Raw genomic sequence first — 22,010 nt, 5'->3', positions numbered from 1 at the left:
GTGTTTTATACCAGTAGGGTGAGTTTTTTCGGTCAGAATACCCACCCTATATCCGCTTTTATTTATCATTTAGGCTTTTACTAATAATTTAGCCGGGATTATGAAGGTATCTTATATCAGTGTATTCTGGCTATCCGAGCCGGTGAGATTTGTTACAATCCCGCCTTATTTTTAAGGGTGGATTAGGGTAAGAATGACTCAGCAAAATACTAAAATCCCAGCGCAGCAGGGTGCACAGCGCTTACGCCGGGAGCTTAAATCGCGGCATTTAGCCATGATTGCTATCGGTGGTTCTATTGGTACCGGTTTATTTGTTGCCTCTGGTGCAACGGTATCGCAAGCCGGTCCGGGAGGGGCATTGCTCTCCTACGCATTGATTGGCTTGATGGTTTACTTCCTGATGACCAGCTTGGGAGAATTGGCTGCGTTCATGCCAGTTTCAGGCTCATTCTCTACTTATGGTTCTAAATATGTCGAGGAAGGATTTGGTTTTGCCCTGGGTTGGAACTACTGGTACAACTGGGCGGTAACCATTGCAGTTGACTTGGTAGCCGCACAGTTAGTAATGAACTACTGGTTCCCGGACGCGCCCGGTTGGATCTGGAGTGCTTTATTCCTTGGCCTGATGTTCTTACTGAACTACATCTCGGTGAAAGGTTTCGGTGAAGCGGAATACTGGTTCTCGCTGATTAAAGTGACGACCGTGGTTATCTTCATCATCGTTGGTGTCATGATGATCACTGGTATCATGAAAGGGGGCGAAACGGCGGGTTGGCATAATTGGACTATCGGTGATGCACCATTTGCCGGTGGTTTCTCTGCCATGATTGGGGTGGCAATGATCGTCGGATTCTCCTTCCAGGGGACTGAATTGATTGGTATTGCGGCTGGGGAATCCAAAGATCCAGGCAAAAATATTCCAAAGGCCATTCGCAAAGTGTTCTGGCGTATTCTGTTGTTCTATATCTTCGCTATTCTGATTATTAGTCTGATTATTCCGTATACCGACCCAAGTTTGTTACGCAACGATGTGAAAGATATCAGCGTCAGCCCGTTTACACTGGTATTCCAGAATGCGGGTCTGTTATCTGCAGCCGCAGTGATGAATGCGGTTATTTTGACCGCTGTTTTATCGGCGGGTAACTCGGGGATGTATGCCTCGACCCGTATGCTGTTTACCTTAGCCTCTGAAGGCAAAGCACCGCGTATTTTTGCCAAGTTATCTAAGGGCGGTGTCCCTCGTAATGCGCTGTACGCCACGACAGTCGTTGCAGGCTTGTGCTTCCTTAGCTCCATGTTTGGTAACCAAACCGTGTATTTGTGGTTACTGAATACCTCGGGGATGACTGGGTTTATCGCCTGGTTGGGTATTGCCATCAGTCACTACCGCTTCCGTCGGGGCTATATGATGCAGGGCCGTGACTTGAACGACTTACCGTATCAGTCTGGTTTCTTCCCGCTGGGGCCGATCTTTGCCTTCGTCCTGTGTCTAATCATCACGTTAGGCCAGAATTATCAGGCATTCCTGCAAGACCGTATTGATTGGTATGGCGTGACGGCAACCTATATTGGTATTCCATTGTTCCTGGTGATTTGGTTTGGCTATAAGCTCAGCCGTGGTACGCGGGTAGTGAAATACCAAGAGATGGAATTCCCGAAATGGCGTGATGAGAGTGAAGATCATCAGGAACCGACAAGTCGGTGATGGTACTTAGCTCTATAATGTGAGTCTGAAGGGCGATAACTCTATCGCCCTGAGGTTATTGACAAAGTGCCCGCGACGGAGAGAACAGGCAGATCGTAAAGACGCCGTAAATACATCCATGTAGGCTCGAGCCGCGCCATCCTTGGCGCGGACTCTTTACTCCTCTGCCTATCCTCACCGTTCAAGATCGCGTCATCGGGGTTTGTCAGCAGTCTGACGGGCGATAACGCTATCGCCCTTCTTTAGTGTCTATAAATTAGCGGTAACAGATGCAATATTCAGCACGAAATTTGCTGGTATTGGTTTCGTTCTACCCGTGAACATCAGGCTACATTAGCCAAACTGATTCAATAATATTACCAGGCAAACACTTACAAAAAGTTACGTTCAATTACTTGTGGCAATCTTATTGATAAGTATTATCATTTGCTTTATTGTTAGCGCCATCTTATGGGAACAGGTAAGGGGTTTGGCGTGAAATGTGTTTCACTAAAAATGGTTAAAGGGTTAAGTATCAGTCTGTTATTGGGATGGGCCTTGATGACTGGCTTTAGTGCCTTGGCTGCGACAGTTACTGACATGGCTGGCCGTACGGTAACAATACCGGCTAAAGTTGATCGTATTTTACTGGGTGAAGGGCGCTTGTTCTATGCTGTCTCTTTATTGGAAGGTAAGAAACCGTTAGACCGTATTGTTGGCTGGCAGGGCGATTTTCGCAAACTGGATCCCCAAACTTACGCCACCTATAAAGCAAAATTCCCGCAGATTGATCAAATCCCCCTCATTGGTAATACGACGGCTGACAGTATCAGCCCGGAAAAGGTGCTCACCTTAAATCCGGATATCGCTATTTTTGGTTTATCTGGCCATGGTCCAGGTAAAGGCAGTGAATTAGTCAAGCAACTTGAGAAAGCCGGTGTACCGGTTGTTTTCGTGGATTTCCGTAATTCGCCATTAAAGAACACGTTGCCAAGTATACGCTTACTGGGCAAAGCCCTGCACCGCGAGCAGCAAGCTGAAAACTACATTAATTTCTATCAAGATAATGTGTACAAGGTGACCGATGTCACCAATAAAATCCCGGAAGATAAAAAACCGAGCGTATTCATTGAATTACGCGCAGGGGCGTCGGAAGAGTGCTGTGGTACTGCCGGGAAGGGCAATATGGGCGACTTTATCGATCAGGCGGGCGGCAATAATATTGCTAAAAACCTACTACCAGGCTCGCTAGGTACTGTGAATTTAGAAAAAGTATTGGCGGCGAAACCAGATATCTACATTGCCAGTGGGGGCAAATCACCAGGCAGCAATGCGCCGGGTGTCGCCCTTGGTGCGCAGGTGACGCCAGAGCAGGCACAAGCCTCGTTGCAAAAAGTTCTGGGCCGCAAGGGGATCAATACTCTAAATGCGGTCAACACGGGTCATAGCTATGCGATTTGGCACAATTATTACAATTCACCGTATAACGTATTGGCAATTCAAAGCTTTGCCAAATGGTTCTATCCAGAGCAGTTTGCTGATCTCGATCCGAAAAAAACTATGGACAGCCTGTATTCACAGTTTTTGGCCGTCGAGCCAAGTGGCACCTATTGGATTGAGGCAAAAAGAGAGTTGGATTGAAGTGACCGAGTGGATTTGAAGTGGCCTAATCCATAGCAAATATAAGCCATATCAAATATAGCCCGTAACAGATTGGCCCGTAACAGATTGGTCTGTAGCAGATACGGCCCATAGTAGGTAGATAGAAGCAAATGAGTGTAACTACTGAACCCATGACAAAAACACATAACCAGCCTGATCTCAGTGTCATGGGGCGTTATCAGAACATTGTACGCCACCGTTTATTAATTATGGGTGTGCTGGTGTTAGCCATTTTTGGCTGCTTGCTGTTGGATTTCACCATGGGGCCTTCTGGTTTAACGTTGTCATCGCTGTGGCAGACGTTGATTGATCCAGCCAGTGCCGATGCCGGTACCCGAGTCATCGTCTGGGATATTCGCTTACCGTATGCGCTGATGGCAGTGGTGATTGGCCTGTCTCTTGGCCTTGCCGGGGCAGAAATGCAAACCATTTTAAATAATCCGCTAGCCAGCCCATTTACACTGGGGGTGTCTTCTGCGGCTGCATTTGGTGCTGCGCTGGCGATTGTCTCGGGGATTGGTATACCGGGTGTCCCTGATCAGTGGTTTATTTCGGTTAACGCCTTTATTTTTGCGCTATTCGCCGCGTTGATGCTTGATGGTATTACCCGCTGGACGCGAGTTGCAAGCTCGGGTGTTGTGTTGTTTGGTATTGCCTTGGTCTTTACCTTCAATGCGCTGGTATCAATGATGCAGTTCATTGCCAGTGAAGACACGCTACAAGGCTTAGTGTTCTGGACTATGGGCAGTTTGGCACGAGCATCTTGGACCAAACTGGGTATTATGCTGGCGGTGTTTGCATTGATGTTACCGCTGTCGATGATGAATTCATGGAAGCTGACAGCCCTACGTTTAGGCGAAGATCGTGCCATTAGCTTCGGTATTGATGTGCGCCGTTTACGTCTGGGGACATTATTGCGTATTAGTATGCTATCCGCACTGGCGGTGGCCTTTGTCGGCCCGATTGGTTTTATCGGATTAGTCGCACCGCATATCGCACGAATGATTTTTGGCGAAGATCACCGTTTTTATTTGCCAGCCAGTGCCCTAATTGGTGCATTGGTGCTGTCTATGGCCTCTATTGCATCGAAAAACCTGATTCCTGGCATTATTATTCCGGTTGGGATCGTGACCTCGCTGGTGGGGGTGCCATTCTTCCTCAGTATTATTCTGCGCCATAGGGGGAATGTATGACTTCGGGTTTACGTATTGAGCGCTTTTATACGGGCTATCCTAAACGGCCAGTGATCCAAAATCTGAATGTGCCCTTGCTTCCTCGCGGCAAAATCACCGTATTACTTGGGCCGAATGGCAGTGGTAAATCAACCTTATTGCGCTCACTGGCAGGTTTGAACCACGCAGAAGGCCAGTTGTGGTTAGACGACAGCGACCTGATGAAAATGCCGTTTACTCAGCGGGCAGAAAAAGTGGTGTATTTGCCACAATCGTTGCCAGCGGGTGTGCATTTACATGTGCTGGAATCGATTATCGTGGCACAGCGAGCCTCTGGTGGCCGTAGTAATACTCGCAGTGAAGCCCACGTCATGGCGTTACTGGAACGGTTGGGGATTGCCCATCTAGCGCTGAGTTATCTGGATCAACTCTCTGGTGGGCAGAAGCAACTGGTGGGCTTGGCACAATCACTGATTCGCCAACCGTCACTGTTATTGCTAGATGAACCCCTCAGTGCCTTAGACCTTAACTATCAGTTCCATGTGATGGACTTGGTACGTCAGGAAACTCGCCAACGGAATATTATTACGGTGGTGGTAGTACATGACATTAATATTGCCTTGCGCCATGGTGATCATGTTCTGATGCTACAAAATGGTACGTTGATCGCCAATGGTCAGCCAGAAGAGGTGATTACACCGCAAAGTCTGGCTAAAGTTTATGGTGTGAAAGGGCGTATTGAGCGTTGTTCACAAGGGACACCGCAAGTATTAATTGATGGATTAGTAACGGAACCGACAATTTAATTAATATTATACCCTCGTCGTTGAATTTGTAGGCGCGTTAACTGCAATGACAATGACAATGACAATGACAATGACGTGGGGTGTATTTCAGTTGTAATTTATTTTATAAAAATAACAATCAAGTAGAAAGAGTGAAAACTTTATTTCTACTTATGTGAGCTATTGTCAAAATTTATATAAATGATATTTATCACCTGCCCGTCAGTCAGTATTTCTGCAAAAAAATAACCTGACGGAAATTAATTAATTTAAACCTCATGGAGATTATATAGTGACTAAGGTTAACCAACGTTTTAGAAAAACACATTCAGCCGCATTAGTTATAGCGGCGGTTATTTCATCGCAAGGGTATACGGCTGAAAAAATAAATACAACCACACCAACCGATACTATGGTGGTCACTGCGTCAGGTTTCCAGCAGCGTATTCAGGACTCTGCGGCATCAATTTCCGTGGTCACCCGTGAGCAGATTGAAAATAAAGCCTATCGTGATGTCACGGATGCGTTGAAAGATGTTCCCGGTGTTGTGATTACCGGTGGGGGCAGTAAAAGCGATATCAGCATCCGGGGTATGGCAGCGAAATACACCCTGATTTTGGTCAATGGTAAACGTGTCGATACCCGCAGTACCCGGCCAAACAGCGATGGCTCTGGGATTGAACAAGGTTGGTTGCCCCCTCTGGCGGCCATTGAACGTATCGAGGTGGTCCGTGGGCCAATGTCCTCTTTATATGGTTCGGACGCCATGGGCGGTGTGATTAACATCATTACTCGCAAAGTAGGTAAAGAGTGGCATGGCACAGTACGTGCGGATGCGACTTTACAGGAAGACAGCAAGTCCGGGGATATATTCCAGACCAATGCTTACGCCTCAGGCCCTTTAATTGACGGTTTATTGGGCCTTAAAGTAAGCGGTCTACTCTCTCATCGCAGTGAAGATAAAATTATCGATGGTTATAATCAACAGCGCATGAGAAATGGCACGGCAACATTTACTCTGACGCCTGACGATAATAATGAATTTGATTTTGATATTGGCCATTATGTACAAGATAGAAATTCAACCCCAGGACGAACACTGGCATTAAGCGGAACGAATAGTGATACCCAATATGACCGCAATAACTATGCGGTTACTCATAATGGTTATTATGATTTTGGTAATTCAACCAGTTATATTCAGCGTGATGAAACCCGTAATCCATCCCGTCAAATGAAAAGTGTGGATAATATCTTCAATACCCAAACATCCTTCTTATTAGATAACCACACTTTAATTTTGGGTGGGCAATATCGTTATGAAGAACTGTATGACAAAGGCAACCAATTGGCCTCGGCCAGTGATTTGGCGAAACTGACTCGCTGGAGTTGGGCATTATTTGCTGAAGATGAATGGCAGATGACCAACGATTTCGCTCTGACTGGCGGTATTCGTATGGATCGGGATGAAAACTACGGCACGCATTGGACACCACGTCTATACGGTGTTTGGCATTTGGCCGAACAGTGGACATTAAAAGGTGGCGTATCCGGTGGTTACCGTTCACCTGATTTACGTCAGGCCACCGAGAACTGGGGACAAATCACGGGTGGAAAGGGGGATCCAGCCATTATTATCGGCAATGCTAATTTGAAACCTGAGCGCAGTATTAGCCAGGAAATTGGCATACTGTGGGACGATCAGGAAGGGATGAACGCCGGTGTGACCCTGTTTAATACCGACTTTAAAGACAAAATCACCGAAATTCGTCGCTGTACTGATACCACTGGCAATGCTTCTGGGCAGTGCATGATTAATGGCGACAGTTATAAATATATCAGTGACCGTACTAACGTTGATAAAGCCATAACTCGTGGGGTAGAAGCGACCTTTTCTTGGGATATCAATCAAGCCTGGTCGTTAACGTCTAACTACACTTTTACCCAATCTGAGCAGAAGAGCGGAGCATTTGCCGGCCAGCCATTAAACCAGATGCCTAAGCATATGCTGAATGGGACGTTAAACTGGAAAACTACCGAAGATTTTGCAACCTGGATCCGAGCCAATTACCGTGGCAAGGCTTCTGAATATCTTAATCGTACCAGTATGGGCAGCCGTACTCCGTCTTATACGTTTGTCGATTTAGGGGCAAATTATCAGCTGACAAAAGAAGTGCGTCTGATGGGCGGTGTTTACAACCTGTTGGATAAGCGTGTGGATATTGACGTTAACGATAAAGTGTTGGATGGTCGTCGGTATATGGTGGGTGCCAGCTACGATTTTTAACTGCCTCTCCCCTTCGTCCTTGAAGCTGCAGGGGTGTTAGCTGCTCGCACTTACCCGAATCACTTACTTGAGTAAGCTCATCGGGATGCGTTTGCTTGCTGCCTACCTGCAACTCCAATGACTTTGGGGATATCTTTCGTCCTTGAAGCAGCAGGGGTGTTAGCTGCTCGCACTTACCCGAATCACTTACTGGTTGTTGACTTTAAAATAAGTAAGTGATTCGGGATTTTGATCAGCAACGCCAAGGTGTTTTGGAATAAAAGAAGAGTATTAACTCAGACTGCTGACAAACCCCGATGACGTGATCTTGAACGGTGAGGATAGGCAGAGGAGTAAAGCGTCCGCGCCAAGGATGGCGCGGCTCGAGCCTACATGGATGTATTTACGGCGTCTTTACGATCTGCCTGTTCTCTCCGTCGCGGGCACTTTGTCAATAACCTCATTAACTCAAACCAATTACAATCACTTTTTGGAAGGCTATTCTTTGCATCAGGCTCTGATACCAGCGCTGTAAATGAGGTAATTCTGGGCGTTCGATGGGTAAGTTAAACCAGGCATAGGCCAGGCAGCCCAAAGGAATATCACCAATGCCAAAGGCATCGCCGGAAAGATAGGCTTGTTTCCCCAGCGTTTTGTCGGCAATGGACATCAACGTATTCATTTGCTCCATTCCCTGAGCAATTTTCACTTTATCCTGCTGCTCTGGTGGGGTGCGAATCAAACCGATAAACACAGCTTTAAAGGGCTCTGCTACACTGGATGTCGCCCAATCCATCCATTTTTCTGCACTGGCCCGTTGTTGGTGATCGGCCAGATAAAGTGAATTTTGACCATATTGCGCGGCTAAATAGCGCACAATGGTGTTGGATTCCCACAGGATGAAATCCTTATCTTGCAGGCAGGGGATCAAACCATTTGGATTTAACGCACGGTACTGCGGATCATTTAGTTTGCCATATTGCCCCCCGACATCGATGCGCTGATAGGCTATTCCCAGCTCCTCCAAGCACCACAGCACTTTTTTGACATTGGTCGAGTTATTTCGGCCCCAGACTGTCAGCATGCAACCCCCTATATCGTTATATTGTGACAAAAAAACATGGCAACACAGAGAAAGCGGCACAAATTCACATGCCCGGTCACCGATATTGATAACCGTGCGGGTAAAATCATGGGCCTTCTATTATGTCTGTTCTATCAGTGATGTTGCCAATGATGGATATGCCAGTGGTGCAAAACCGCTAAATCAATTAATTCAGCTCCTGGATTAATCACCGCTGCGTGATCCACATATTCCAGCAGGGGGTGGTCATTAATCGAGTCGCTGTAGCCATAGCTACGTTTAAAGTTTAGCTGGGGTGAGGCCGATAGCCACTGGTTCAGCCGATCAACCTTTCCTTTCTGATAGGTCAGGGTGCCATAGGTCTGGCCGGTATAGCGCTCATTTTCTACTGTCACACCGATTGATAACGCCGTATCGGCGGCAAAGTGTTTCGCGATTGGGGTGACCAAATGTTCACCTGACGCTGAAATAATTACGATATAGTCGCCACGGTTGCGGTGCCAGGCCAGTTTTTCCAAGGCTTGTGGGTAAATACGCGGCAGAATATCGCGCGCGATAAAATGTTCAACCCAGCCTGCAACTTCAGCAGTGTGTTTGCCCACTAACGGTGACAATGTCGCTGCCATATAACCCGCCATAGACAACTGCCCCTGGTAATACTGCTTCATTAAAGACTGTTCCTGTTCTGACAGCTCAAGGGGAGCAAGCCCTTCATTCACCAGCCAACGTATCCATAGACCAGTACTGTCATCACTGATCAATGTTTCATCTAAATCAAACAGGGCTAAATCCATTAAACTACCTCCTAAATAATCAGAACAACTGAACTGAAACTTAACAGTGTCTGTGCTGAACACCAGATATTTTTTCCCAGAATAAAGCGGGGCAACCACTCGCTGGTTTCTTTCTACCCAATGGCAGGTTAGCTGTTGATTAAGACAGAATCATGATCCCCTTTCGTACTTGAAATCGTAGGGGATTAGCTGCGCACGTTACTTATCCCATCAATAATGAAAGAAATAACATAGAACGGAATGATATTGGTAGGTTGTTAATTTTGAGTGTTAATTGTTTATATCGAATAGATATAGATTGTTAAGTATCTGGTCGAAAATTATCTTAAAAAAACAGAGTTTGCCAGCAATGCTAAGTGTGTTGCCGTCTGTTGGTCTTCACCCATGGCTCAGGAGCTGATTATGCTGATTATTCGTTTGTATGGTTGTCCCGTTTTCATTGGTTTCGAACGCAAAAAACCACCAATTGAAACGACTGGAGTAAAAAATGGGCCAACAGTTATTAAGTCATCAATCAGTCAGTAGCCAATTGTTGGCGAATGAGCCAGCTATCAGCACATTACCGCTATTGGATCTTTCACTACTCAGTGGCAGTAATACCGAACGCCAGGCATTTTTAACGGCCTTACGCCATGCGGCGCGGGAGGTCGGTTTTTTTTATCTTACCGGGCATGGCATTGATACCTCGTTACTACGGCAGATACAAATCCTATCACGGCAGTTCTTTGCGTTGAGTGATGAAGAAAAACTGTCAATTGCTATGGTTCGCTCCCCACATTTTCGCGGCTATAACCGCGCCGCTTCTGAATTCACCCGTGGTCAGCCAGATTGGCGCGAGCAATTTGACATTGGTGCTGAAAGAACCCCATTACCACCAATTGCAGGCGCACCCAGTTGGACACGGCTGCAAGGCCCGAACCAATGGCCAACCGCACTGCCAGAATTAAAACCTGTGTTATTGCAGTGGCAAGAGGAGATGACCTGCATGTCACTGCGCCTCCTGCGGGCATTCGCACTGGCATTGGATCTGGATGAGAAGGCTTTTGATGAGTTGTACGGTGATAAACCCAATGAACATATCAAGCTGATTCGTTATCCAGGGCGGGAGGCGACCCAAAGTGGGCAGGGGGTCGGTGCGCACAAAGATTCGGGTTTCCTCAGTTTCTTACTACAAGATCAGCAACGAGGTTTGCAAGTCGAAATGGAAGAGGGCCAATGGATTGATGCCGTACCGCGTGAAGGTACTTTTGTGGTGAATATCGGTGAGTTGTTGGAACTGGCCAGTAATGGTTACTTGCGTGCCACCGTACACCGGGTGGAAACCCCACCCGCAGGGATTGACCGCCTGTCTATTGCCTTCTTTTTAGGCGCACGTTTGGATGCTGTGGTGCCACTGTATCCACTATCTGCCGCACTGGCGGCGGAAGCTCGCGGGCCAGCCAGTGATCCGCACAACCCGTTGTTCCGTGATGTTGGGCTGAATTATCTCAAGGGGCGTTTGCGGTCGCATCCAGATGTGGCGGAGCGGTATTACTCCGATGCCCTTTGTCCTTGAAGTGGTAGGGGTGTTAGCTGCGCGCACTTACCCGAATCACTGACGTGAGTCAGCTCATCGGGATTCGTTTGCTGGCTGCCTGCCTACCACTCCAATAACGTTGGGCATGCCCTTTATCCTTGAGGTTATAGGGGTGTTAGCTGCGCGCACTTACCCGAATCACTGACGTGAGTCAGCTCATCGGGATTCGTTTGCTGGCTGCCTGCCTACCGCTCCAATAACGTTGGGCATGCCCTTTATCCTTGAGGTCATAGGGGGGTTAGCTGCGCGCATTTACCCGAATCACTGACGTGAAGCGGTAACACCAATGACAATTATAGAATCTTATTTTAGGGGGCAATCACGATGACTAAAACACCTGTTTCTGGCTTGGTTCGTACTGCATTATTCGTTGCATTCGCCTCTTATTTCAGCTTATCAGCCCAAGCGGCTGAGGCATTGCGGGTAGCTGCTGACCCTGTGCCCCATGCTGAAATTCTGCAATTTGTACAAAAGCTGGACCCTTCACTGAATTTGATTATTATCGAAATCCCCAACGGGGTGAATTCCAATGAATTGCTGGCCCATGGCGATATTGATGCTAATTATTTTCAGCATGTCCCTTATTTACGCTCACAAGAGCAGGCATTAGGGCAAAAATTTGTGGTTGCTGCCACCGTTCATATTGAGCCGCTCGGCATTTATTCACACAAATATAAAAACGTTGCCGAGGTGCCGGATAAAGGCAGTATCGCGGTACCGAATAACGTCACTAACCTCAGTCGTGCGCTCTATTTACTGCAAGAGCAGGGGCTGATCACCTTAAAACCGGGTTTTACTGACCCAGCCAAACAGCAGGCGACACCGAAAGATATCGCGGAGAACCCCAAGCACCTGAAAATCTTGGAAATTGAATCACCACAAATCCCTCGTTCACTAGATGATGTTGATTTAGCGGTAATTAATGGCAACTATGCTCTGGAAGCAGGGTTGAACCCGGCAATTGATGCATTAGGGCTGGAGAAAGCCGAAGGTAATCCTTACGCCAATATTTTGGTGACCCCCCCTACGTTGGAAAATGATCCGCGAATCAAGCAACTGGCAAAAGATTTGCAATCGCCGGAAGTGGCAAAATTTATTACTGAAAAATATGCTGGCTCCGTTATCCCGGTGGCAGGAACCAAATCATGATTAGTATCGAACGGCTGAGTAAAATCTATCCACAAGGGGAGGGGCCGATGGTGGCCTTGGAAGAGGTCTCGCTTGAGATCCCAACCCGCTCGGTGTTCGGTATTGTTGGCCGCAGCGGGGCGGGGAAAAGCACCTTAATCCGCTGTTTGAATCAGCTGGAACGTCCCACCTCGGGCCGAATTCAAGTGGATGGGCGCGAGTTAACCACGCTGTCTGATCGCGAATTACGCCTGCAACGGCAGAATATTGGCATGATCTTCCAGAATTTCCACTTACTGCACTCCCGTAACGTTTGGGACAACATTGCGGTGGGGCTGGAAATTATTGGTATGCCTAAGGCACAACGTCAGCAGCGGATTGCGGAATTGTTGGATGTCGTTGGTTTAAATGACAAAGCCTATGCTTTTCCCTCGCAATTATCCGGTGGGCAAAAACAGCGGGTAGGTATCGCCAGAGCACTGGCGGCTAAGCCGTCATATCTGTTATCAGATGAAGCAACCAGCGCGTTGGATCCAGAAACAACGGCCTCGATATTGGCTCTGCTTAGCGATATTAACCGCCAACTGGGGTTAACCATTGTGCTGATTACCCACGAGCTAGATGTGGTGAAATCCATTTGTGATAACGCAGCCTTACTGGAGAAAGGGCGGGTGGTTGAAACTGGGACTATTGCTGATTTATTGGCCGATCCACTTTCTCGCTTAGGGCGTTCATTATTGCCGACCTGTGGCCCGCTCTCAGTATCTGCCACGCCGAGAGCAGAATTGACGTTCTTTGACACGCTGGCGGCTTCACCCGTGCTCAGTGCGTTGGCGCAACAACATGCGGTGGGGGTGACATTATTAGGCGGCGGCGTGGAGTTTATTGGTGGTCAGCGGGTTGGGCGCTTGCAAGTTGATTTCAGCCGCCCAGAGGGCGGGTTGAATTTAGCCGAAGTGTTACAGTTTTTGAATGATCGCGGTGTGAGGGCAGAGCTGATATGAAAAATGGCATGAGTTGGCAGGAATTACTGGTATTGGTCGCTAATGCCAGCGGAGAAACGATTTATATGGTGATGATTGCGACCTTTTTCACCGTATTGATTGGTTTGCCATTGGGGGTTTTGCTGTTTGTCTCGCGGCCTGCTGGGGTGCTACCGGCACCACGGCTGAATACCGTGATCGGTGCACTGGTCAATGTGGGGCATTCAATGCCTTTTGTGGTGTTACTCATCGCCTTGATCCCCATCACCCGCTGGATTATCGGTACCACGCTGGGCAGTACTGCGGCCATTGTTCCTATCACGTTAGGGGCGATCCCCTTCTTTGCGCGGGTCGTTGAGGCGGCATTGGACGAAGTCGATAAAGGGCGTGTAGAAGCCATTTTATCCATGGGTGGCTCCGCCCGCCATGTTATACAAAAAGTGTTGTTGCCAGAAGCGTTACCTGCATTATTGGCGGGTATAACATTAACGGTAGTGATGCTGGTGGGTTTCTCATCCATGGCTGGCGTGATCGGTGGTGGTGGGTTGGGCGATTTAGCCATTCGCTATGGTTATCAGCGCTTTAATAATGAAGTGATGGTCGCAACATTAGTGATACTGGTGATTTTGGTTCAAGGGATACAAAGCCTTGGCGATAGGTGGGTGAGGTCACTGGCACACCGGCGCTGATACTATTCGCTCCATATTTTCACTCTTCACTCTTCACTCTACATTCTTTGCCCTATATTCTCCGTTCGTTACCTCACACCTCTCTTTTATTGATATGTTTTGAACGTACCTGTTGGGTTATTGAATTGAGCGATTTTGTTGGGCCATTGAAACGGTCAATATAGATTGAAGCGGTCAATATAGAAAGCAGCAGATTTTTCGATGACAAACAAAGTATGTATTTCTTTTTGGAATATGAATTATTGTTTTTTAGACTTTTTAGTGCTTAGCTTACTGAGCGCTTAGCCAAGGAGAGAGAAAGCCGCATTATCATCAAAATCGCTTTAAATCAGGATCTTTACAAAACAAAACGTAAAACTATGCCCAATTGTGCCGACAATGGGATAAATTTAGAAAAGGTACTGAAGTATGGTTAAGCGAATACTTTAGTATCAGTGGAAAGACGTTATTTTTCGCTAATTGGACAGTGGCGAGCTCTGGGAATACCACTAATTTCCGATTATTTGCAAGGATACTCTGGCGACCTCATGATGAAATATATCCTCCCTTTCAAGATTAAAAATTTTACGTTCAGTGCGGGCTTACTGCTCCTGGCTCTACCTACTGCTTATGCAGTCGATGACCCTGCCGCTCCCCAGATTGATGCCAAAGCTTATGTGCTGATGGATTTTAATAGCGGAAAAGTGCTGGCGGAAGGCAATCCTGATCTGCGCCTTGATCCGGCCAGTTTGACAAAAATCATGTCCAGCTATGTGATCGGGCAGTCTATTAAAGCGGGCAAAATACAGCCTGATGATCTGGTCACTGTGGGGAAAGACGCTTGGGCGACCGGTAACCCGGCTCTGCGTGGCTCGTCGCTGATGTTTTTGAAGCCGGGCGATCAGGTGAAAGTGTCTGATCTCAACAAAGGCATTGTGATCCAATCAGGTAATGATGCCAGTATTGCATTGGCTGACTATGTTGCTGGCAGTCAGGACAGTTTTGTTGGCCTGATGAATAACTACGCTAAAGCACTTGGCCTGAATAATACTCACTTTATGACGGTACACGGCCTGGATTCACCGGGGCAGTACAGTACTGCTCGTGATATGGCGGTGTTGGGGCAGGCATTGATCCGCGATGTGCCGGAAGAATATGCGCTGCATAAAGAGAAAGAATTTACCTTTAATAAAATTCGCCAAACCAACCGTAACCGGCTGTTATGGAACAGCAGTCTAAACGTTGATGGGATGAAAACCGGTTATACCTCCGGGGCGGGGTATAATCTTGTGGCATCGGCGACAGATGGGCCGATGCGCTTGATCTCCGTGGTACTGGGGGCACCAAGTGACAGAGTGCGTTTTAGTGAAAGTGAAAAATTGCTGACTTGGGGTTTCCGCTTCTATGAAACCGTGGTGCCAATTAAGTCAACGAAGCCATTTGTGACAGAGAAAGTCTGGCTTGGCGATAATAGCCAGGTTGAGCTTGGGGTGGCGGAGGATGCTGCGATCACCATTCCTAAAGGGCAGATGAAAAATCTGAAAGCCAGCTATACCCTGAACCAAACCGAGCTACGTGCGCCGCTAGCAAAACATCAAGTGGTTGGAACCATCGATTTTCAACTCAATGGCAAAACCATTGAACAGCGTCCACTAGTTGTACTGAACGAGGTCAAAGAGGGGGGCATCTTTAGCCGTTTCTGGGATTACGTTATGATGAAATTTAGCCAATGGTTTGGTGGGATATTCGGCTAACTTAGTCTATATGAGCCAATATTAACCAATATTAACCAATATTAACCAATAGAAAGCGCGATGTGACTATCGCGCTTTCCAGGGTACTTCTTAGGGCCTGCTACAGGCAACGACCTTCACTGCTTGATCTCCACGAAATGCTCCACTGCATTTTTGATATCTCTGTCCCGGTTTTCTATATCACCTCAATATTTTTATCTAAAAAAACGCGTGGCTTACCGGTTAGGCGCAGTGCTAAATGGTCAGTGTACGCCATTTTTTTGACACTATTCACCGCAATATACCCAAGTTACTTCGAGATGCAGGTAGGCGGCAACCGAGCAAGACCTTAGAAGCTTAGATAACTAAGTAACTGGGTGATCAAGGGCTGCTAACACCTCTGCATCTTGAAGGGCGACGGGTATATCAATGAAAAAATAGAAGAGAATGACAGGCTGGCCGTGGAAGTGGCCAGCCTGGAGCGGTTGATCAAACAATCTATTAATCAAACAATCTATTAATCAAACAAGTTAATTAAGTTGAATAAGATCCCAGAGATGGCGATCAAGCCCATGAGTACCACGAATACGTTACTGATCTGGCCACTGTATTTACGCATGGCCGGGACTTTATGAATGGCATACATCGGCATAAGGAACAGCAGCATCGCGATGATAGGGCCACCCAACGTTTCGATCATCCCCAAGATACTTGGGTTTAAGGTCGCGACAGCCCACGTGGTGACTAACATGAACAACGCAGTAATGCGGTTCAGCTTGTTCTGCTCAATGGTTTTGCCTCTGCTACGTAGAGATTTAATGACCATACCGTTGAAACCTTCACGGGCACCCAGATAGTGGCCCAAGAATGATTTAGTGATGGCAATAAAGGCAATAACCGGTGCCATATAGGCAATTACTGGCGTATTAAAGTGGTTTGCCAGATAAGACAAAATGGAGATGTTTTGGTTTTTTGCATCCATCAAATCCGCAGGAGACAGGCTCAGTACGCAGCTGAAGACGAAGAATATGACGGTGATGACCATCATAATGTGGGCAAAACTCAAAATGCGTGAACATTTTTTCTCCGCATCCACACCGTACTCTTCACGCTTTGCTACAGCAAAGGCGGAGATGATAGGAGAGTGGTTGAAAGAGAACACCATGACGGGAATGATTAGCCACATTGTCATCCACAGGCCGCTACCCGTGCCGTTACCGTCCATTGATACGTTTTCAAATATTGCACCTGACCAGTTTGGGATCAGGTATATCGCCAACATCATCAATACGGCAACAAACGGGAATACCAAGATGCTCATGGCCTTGACGATAGTTTGCTCACCAAAGCGCACAATAGCCATCAGGCCCACAATCAGAATCAGGGACAAAATGGCGCGCGGTGGTGATGGCAGGTGCATCTGATGTGTAATGAAGCTATCAACGGTATTGGTAATTGCTACGCTGTACACCAATAGAATGGGGTAGATAGCGAAGAAGTAAAGCAGGGTAATCAGTTTACCTGCGCCTACACCGAAATGTTCTTCAACCACCTCAGTAATATCTTCACCCGGATTCTTACCCGATAACACGAAGCGGCACAGGCCACGGTGAGCGTAGTAGGTCATTGGGAAAGCAATGATAGCCATAACAATCAGTGGTAGTAGTCCACCGATACCGGCGTTGATTGGTAAAAAGAGTACACCTGCGCCAATCGCCGTACCATACAGACCCAGCATCCACATGGTGTCACTTTTGCGCCATGTACTTGGTGAGATTTTGCTTGCAGAGGCAAGAGTGCTTGTTTGCGTAGTGTCCATAAAAATCTCCATCGTGAACACGTTAATTTAAAATTAATAACCGAAAATTAGGGACCCGTAATGCATTATTGAATGGCATCATCAGGTGAAAATTCAGTCAAACCGATTCGTTTAAAATGGTGCCCTGGTTTATTACTTTGGTGTTGTAGTCGAACGATATGCTTAAAACAAAAAGTTTAAAAAATAACCTATCTTAGCGGTTGGTGTCTTTTTATCTGATATTTATGTCGTTTTAGTGTCTGCCTTGGTTTTTGATGGCGGCAAGATAACGATTTGTAGTTTAAACTACCGTGATCATGATCCCAGTTGATTGATAAAGTCGCAATAGGTTGTTTATTGAGCATTTACGGCTTTTTGTTACAAAAATGTTTATAGCTGTATAGGTAAGAGGCATAAAAAGAGATAGCCTTTTTACTTAACTTGTATCTCACGCGTGAAAATATATTTTAATTAAGAGGTTTGATCTAGAGAAAATATAGTATTTTTTTATTTTATTGATATATTTTTAAAAAAAACATAATGGTTGTTTTTTAACTAGTTGATTTAAAGCTATTTTATGTTTTGTTTTTGTCTGAAGAAGATTAGGTGTGATGCTCGAATTGGCCGGAAATATAAACAAAAATACAGTGGGCTAAATGTAAGTTTTATAACGAGTGGGAATAAGTGAGCTAGCAGAAGAGAGAATTATACGTTTTATTTGTCATATGAATTATTATTACAGATAACTTGTCATACAAAAGTAGGGGCTATTTTTTACTGGAATGTGTTAAATAAACCTAAAATGTTAGAGAAATGAGTTTTAATTTTTTTATTATTGGATGTTAATTAATCACTAAAACCCTGTTTTAATTTTATTAAGGAGAATAAAACCTTTAACCCATATTAAATATATGGTTATAGGTGTTAGTAGATTCTATATAAAAATAATCTATGGATTATCGGAAAATATAGCTCTTTGATTTATTCACTTATCATCGGTGATCTGAGCATTTTGCTATCAACCCAAGATGCTGGCGACAAATGTGTCGAAAGTGAAGGAGAGGTTACCGTCAAGAGCAGTAGATGCGCATTACACGCATCATGGTGAAAGAGCGGGGTTAACAGTAGATTTTTACACTGTGTTGGGAAAAGAACTGGCTGAACTCAGCTAGTGGGGGGCGGTCCGTCACCAGAGCATCAAATTGCGCCAAAGTACCGATACTTGCTGGTTTAATCTGGCCAAACTTACTGTGATCTGCCACCAGTATTTTATATTGCGACTTAGCCATAGCACGGTGCTTCAGCAAGATTTCATCAAAGTTAAAACAAGTTGCACCGTACTCAATGGAAACACCGGCGGCTGAGATAAAGGCTTTACTTGGGCAAATATTATCCAGCTCGCTCTGCTGGCTGAGTGGGGTGAAAATGCAGTTATTGGGTTTGAACTCCCCACCGCACAGGATCACTTTGCAGTTAGGCTTATCTTGTAAGGAAATAAAGGTATTGAGAGAGTAACAGATGGCAGTAAATGCCAGCTCTTCATCTATCTCATCAATAATCCAGGGGATAGTCGTCCCACAGTCGAAAAAAACGGTATCATTTTCAATAATCAGTTGTGCAGCTAACTGGCCGATACGACGTTTTTCTTCTACCTGTTTAGCTTGTTGATCAGAAACAAAATAGTTGTTGGCATTGTTACTCTTGGGGTCCATCACCACGTAACCCCCCAGCAAAATGACGGCCGTGGGGTCGGCACTGAGATCCCGCCGAATGGTCATTTCAGACACACGCAACAGATTGGCAGCATCTTTCAAATGGATTTTGTCGGAACGCTTAAGGGCCTGAATAAGTTTATTGATTCGTTCTGCGCGACGAGTTTCCATCAGCGGTTCCCAAGGTTATATGTTGTAATTCAACTTATTATATAAAGAGTACGGCAATAAATAAGCCCGGTAATTGGACTGCACCCCAAAAGTTGGACGCCCAACTGATTAAGGTGCAGTCCATAATCCCGGGCTCAGACTGCTGACAAAGTCAAATGAAAGGGACGTGTGCCGTTGGGATCGTCGTGGCGTAAGCCACCGGAGCACCCCAAGGTGCACCCTTGATATACTTCTCAATCACGGTCAGCACATTCTAGTAATCTGATGTGGCCGCTTGTTGACCTGAAACAATGGCGACTCCAGAACTGGTGCCGATCCGCGTAGCACCTGCCTGGATCATCGTTTCTGCAGTTGCTCTGTCACGAACAGCACCTGAGGCTTTAACCCCCATAACCGGGCCAACAGTTGCACGCATCAATTTGACGTGTTCTTCTTTAGCGCCACCGGTACTAAAACCGGTTGATGTTTTAACAAAAGCAACGCCAAGTTCACGACACATTTCGCAAACTTGTACAATTTGTTCATCGCTGAGCAGGCAAGTTTCTAATATTACCTTCAACGGTGTAGCGGCGCAATTATCCCGAACGGCCTTAATATCCGCTTTGACTTCGGCAATTTTTCCACTTTTCAGCCAGCCAACATTGATAACCATATCAATTTCTTGCGCACCTGCATTGATTGCGGCTTGAGCTTCAAAAGCTTTTGCTGCGGTCAGACCAGCCCCCAATGGGAAACCAATGACTGAGCATACTTTGACTGAGTTACCCGCTAATTGCTGGGCGACAACAGGAACGTATCCAGAGTTAACACATACAGCATAGAAATGATGTTGCTTAGCTTCTTCACACAGCTTAATGATTTGCGCTTCGGTGGCATCCATCGCCAGTAGAGTGTGATCAATATAATTAGCGTAATTGATAGTCATGATGAGATCCTTTAGCTTATTGGTAATTGTAATAATTATAACATTATGATGAACTAAAAGGCGGTTTTTACCGTAATATTTATGGTTTTTGTTATTTAAATTACATTTATAGCCAAAGGCAGATGAGAAACCTGATGGAAAGGTTTCAGTAGCTTTTTTGGGGTCACTTAATCAGGATTTGGAGGGATAAATGGGCTTATGGAGAGATTGCCGGTTACATACTAACCGGCAAGTGTGAAACAAATACCGTGAATGGGTTAGTCTCTTACCCATCCTTTACTGATTGGTAGGGCAAAACTCACGTGATAGAGACGCTTTGTGGTACCGGCAATAATTTCCCCAAATAAGTTCCAAACCAGTTGTGCGAACAAGCAGCCAACAATACCTAACAGGAACGCGCCCAGCATGTCGAATGGCCAATGAACGCCCAGATAGATACGTGACCAGGCAATTGCAATGGCGATAAACATCAGGCTGACACCGGACCAAAGGTGGTGCCAAAAAAGGAAGGCCAGTGCAAAAGTGAAAATAGCGGTACCGTGGTCACTGGGAAAGGAACTGTCCGGCGCATGGCTCATGAAGACATAACCAAAGCCATCGACAAAGGGCCGATCATGAGGAATGAGCATCCCTATACAGGTGGCAGAAAGCATGGAAAAAGCGAGAGCGATAGCCGCTTTCGTCACCACAGTACGCTGCATGTCCATGGTATCTTTTGGCCCCCATAGCCACAGCCCTACCAGTAAAATGGGGATGAGCATAATCAGGTCACGTGCGATGAAAGTCGCAAAAGAAATCATCCATGGTGATGATGCTGGCGTTGCGTTTATCATGGAGAAGAAAAAATAATTCATTTGTTCCATTATTCAGTACCTTTAATGCGCTGGTAATAGCCGCTAACCATCCAAAATACAGCCAACTGACTGAACCATACCCACCAACCCGCCCACAAGTTATGAGTAAGAAAATGCGCCCCGCGCATTATTTGACCGAAACCCATCAACATACCCAGTCCAATACCGGCGAACCAACACAGCATCGCCAACCGTGGGCGTTCGGGGTAAAACAAGAAAAACAGTGCCATGACCGCAAAACCGCTGGAAGCATGACCACCAGGAAAACAGTGACCAGGGCCAGTACCCTGTGGGGGGGGTATCCATCAGTACATAATTGAGCGCGTTACCGCCATACGCCACCAGATCCCAAGGACAGGAGTGCGCGCTGGTGGCTTTCAAAATGCCGATCACCAATGGGCCGATGCCAAATAACAGGGCGATGGTCATTAAACGCCCATTTCGGCGATAAATCCCCCACAGTAGTGCAGCAATAGCGGCAGTGATTAGGGTCATTTTGAGCAGCCGGTGATTCAGTAAATCGAGCCATTTATTGTGTTCCCAAGGAAAATTCCGCCCGACGGGATCGAACCAATAGTTACTGATAAGCCAATCCAGTTGTTCATTACGTGACAACGCTAAAAAGAGTAGGCCAACCAGTAACAGCCCAAAAACTTGCCAAAAATAGAAGGATAAAGGCAACGAGTAAAGGGAGATTGTCTTAATTGTTGGTGTTGTTGAGCTATTATTTAATGTTGACGGACTGATGCTGGCTTGTCGGGCAGTTTTGCTGATCTTCACGGAGTGACCTGAAGTAGAAATAGCGAATATATGTACTGTAATAATTTTGTCTTAAGAAAGACTTAAGGGGGAGGGGGTAACGTCTGGGAAAAATGGGGAATAATAGTGATAAATGTGAAAATCTTGAATTTCAGGCAAGAAAAAACCCGGTTAGTCTTGAACCTAAGAAGGCGGGACTACCGGGCTCCTCAATATGGGGACATCAAAGAAAAGCAGTGGCACTAATTCAGACCCC

General features: G+C 46.3%; 16 protein-coding genes and 2 pseudogenes. 11 read left to right on the top strand and 7 right to left on the bottom strand.

All coding sequences use genetic code 11. The annotated features are described in order from the left end of the window. The first annotated feature begins 193 nt into the window (after positions 1-193). The 6 genes and pseudogenes from AC971_RS00665 to AC971_RS24955 all read left to right on the top strand — a co-directional run. Positions 194-1,705, top strand: coding sequence for an amino acid permease (locus AC971_RS00665; protein WP_025383240.1), 1,512 nt, complete (start codon positions 194-196; stop codon positions 1,703-1,705). 474 nt (positions 1,706-2,179) lie between these two features. Next, a complete protein-coding gene (gene yiuA, locus AC971_RS00660) occupies positions 2,180-3,325 on the top strand; it encodes an iron-siderophore ABC transporter substrate-binding protein YiuA (protein ID WP_025383241.1) in 1,146 nt (381 codons plus the stop codon). A 131-nt stretch (positions 3,326-3,456) separates the two neighbouring features. Next, positions 3,457-4,539: a FecCD family ABC transporter permease gene (locus AC971_RS00655; protein WP_025383242.1), complete on the top strand. Its 1,083-nt coding sequence runs from the start codon at positions 3,457-3,459 to the stop codon at positions 4,537-4,539. Continuing rightward, a complete protein-coding gene (locus AC971_RS00650; RefSeq protein ID WP_025383243.1) occupies positions 4,536-5,324 on the top strand; it encodes an ABC transporter ATP-binding protein in 789 nt (262 codons plus the stop codon). The genes AC971_RS00655 and AC971_RS00650 overlap by 4 nt, the downstream gene beginning before the upstream one ends. A gap of 271 nt (positions 5,325-5,595) precedes the next feature. Then, a complete protein-coding gene (locus tag AC971_RS00645) occupies positions 5,596-7,590 on the top strand; it encodes a ligand-gated channel protein (RefSeq protein ID WP_025383244.1) in 1,995 nt (664 codons plus the stop codon). A gap of 372 nt (positions 7,591-7,962) precedes the next feature. Then, positions 7,963-8,046: pseudogene (locus AC971_RS24955) on the top strand (gluconate 5-dehydrogenase); the annotation flags it as partial. Here the strand turns inward: AC971_RS24955 and AC971_RS00640 are convergent. Both AC971_RS00640 and AC971_RS00635 read right to left on the bottom strand, forming a co-directional pair. Beyond that, a complete protein-coding gene (locus tag AC971_RS00640) occupies positions 8,033-8,653 on the bottom strand; it encodes a glutathione S-transferase (RefSeq protein ID WP_025383245.1) in 621 nt (206 codons plus the stop codon). The pseudogene AC971_RS24955 and the gene AC971_RS00640 overlap by 14 nt on opposite strands. Before the next feature lie 134 nt (positions 8,654-8,787). Then, positions 8,788-9,447 (bottom strand): HAD family hydrolase, encoded by a 660-nt coding sequence (locus tag AC971_RS00635; protein WP_025383246.1) that lies wholly within the window; start codon positions 9,445-9,447, stop codon positions 8,788-8,790. Positions 9,448-9,934: 487 nt separating this feature from the next. Between AC971_RS00635 and AC971_RS00630 the strand changes: the two genes are divergently transcribed. From AC971_RS00630 to AC971_RS00610, 5 genes are all read left to right on the top strand, one after another. After that, positions 9,935-11,002, top strand: coding sequence for an isopenicillin N synthase family dioxygenase (locus AC971_RS00630; protein ID WP_025383247.1), 1,068 nt, complete (start codon positions 9,935-9,937; stop codon positions 11,000-11,002). A 345-nt stretch (positions 11,003-11,347) separates the two neighbouring features. After that, a complete protein-coding gene (locus tag AC971_RS00625; protein ID WP_025383248.1) occupies positions 11,348-12,172 on the top strand; it encodes a MetQ/NlpA family ABC transporter substrate-binding protein in 825 nt (274 codons plus the stop codon). Continuing rightward, a complete protein-coding gene (locus tag AC971_RS00620) occupies positions 12,169-13,155 on the top strand; it encodes a methionine ABC transporter ATP-binding protein (RefSeq protein WP_025383249.1) in 987 nt (328 codons plus the stop codon). The genes AC971_RS00625 and AC971_RS00620 overlap by 4 nt, the downstream gene beginning before the upstream one ends. Further along, complete coding sequence (locus AC971_RS00615) at positions 13,152-13,823, top strand: methionine ABC transporter permease (RefSeq protein WP_025383250.1); 672 nt, start codon at positions 13,152-13,154, stop codon at positions 13,821-13,823. The genes AC971_RS00620 and AC971_RS00615 overlap by 4 nt, the downstream gene beginning before the upstream one ends. A 527-nt stretch (positions 13,824-14,350) precedes the next feature. Further along, complete coding sequence (locus AC971_RS00610; protein ID WP_025383251.1) at positions 14,351-15,556, top strand: serine hydrolase; 1,206 nt, start codon at positions 14,351-14,353, stop codon at positions 15,554-15,556. Positions 15,557-16,052: 496 nt separating this feature from the next. Here the strand turns inward: AC971_RS00610 and AC971_RS00605 are convergent, their stop codons facing one another. The 5 genes and pseudogenes from AC971_RS00605 to AC971_RS00585 all read right to left on the bottom strand — a co-directional run bounded on the left by AC971_RS00605 (position 16,053) and on the right by AC971_RS00585 (position 21,676). After that, positions 16,053-17,354 carry an HAAAP family serine/threonine permease gene (locus AC971_RS00605; RefSeq protein WP_025383252.1) on the bottom strand — a complete coding sequence of 434 codons (1,302 nt, stop codon included), beginning with the start codon at positions 17,352-17,354 and terminating at the stop codon, positions 16,053-16,055. Between the two features lie 1,097 nt (positions 17,355-18,451). After that, positions 18,452-19,216 (bottom strand): DNA-binding transcriptional repressor DeoR, encoded by a 765-nt coding sequence (gene deoR / locus AC971_RS00600; protein WP_025383253.1) that lies wholly within the window; start codon positions 19,214-19,216, stop codon positions 18,452-18,454. 253 nt (positions 19,217-19,469) lie between these two features. Further along, positions 19,470-20,141: a deoxyribose-phosphate aldolase gene (deoC, locus tag AC971_RS00595; RefSeq protein WP_025383254.1), complete on the bottom strand. Its 672-nt coding sequence runs from the start codon at positions 20,139-20,141 to the stop codon at positions 19,470-19,472. 257 nt (positions 20,142-20,398) lie between these two features. Beyond that, complete coding sequence (gene ybjG, locus AC971_RS00590) at positions 20,399-21,004, bottom strand: undecaprenyl-diphosphate phosphatase (RefSeq protein ID WP_025383255.1); 606 nt, start codon at positions 21,002-21,004, stop codon at positions 20,399-20,401. Further along, positions 21,004-21,676, bottom strand: a pseudogene (locus AC971_RS00585) (phosphatase PAP2 family protein). Before AC971_RS00585 ends, ybjG begins: the two are co-directional and overlap by 1 nt. Between the last annotated feature and the right edge of the window lie 334 nt (positions 21,677-22,010).

Source organism: Yersinia similis (assembly GCF_001053095.1).
Taxonomy (GTDB): domain Bacteria; phylum Pseudomonadota; class Gammaproteobacteria; order Enterobacterales; family Enterobacteriaceae; genus Yersinia; species Yersinia similis.
Note: the sequence above shows the minus strand (reverse complement) of the source record. Positions and strands in the feature narration are given on the sequence as shown.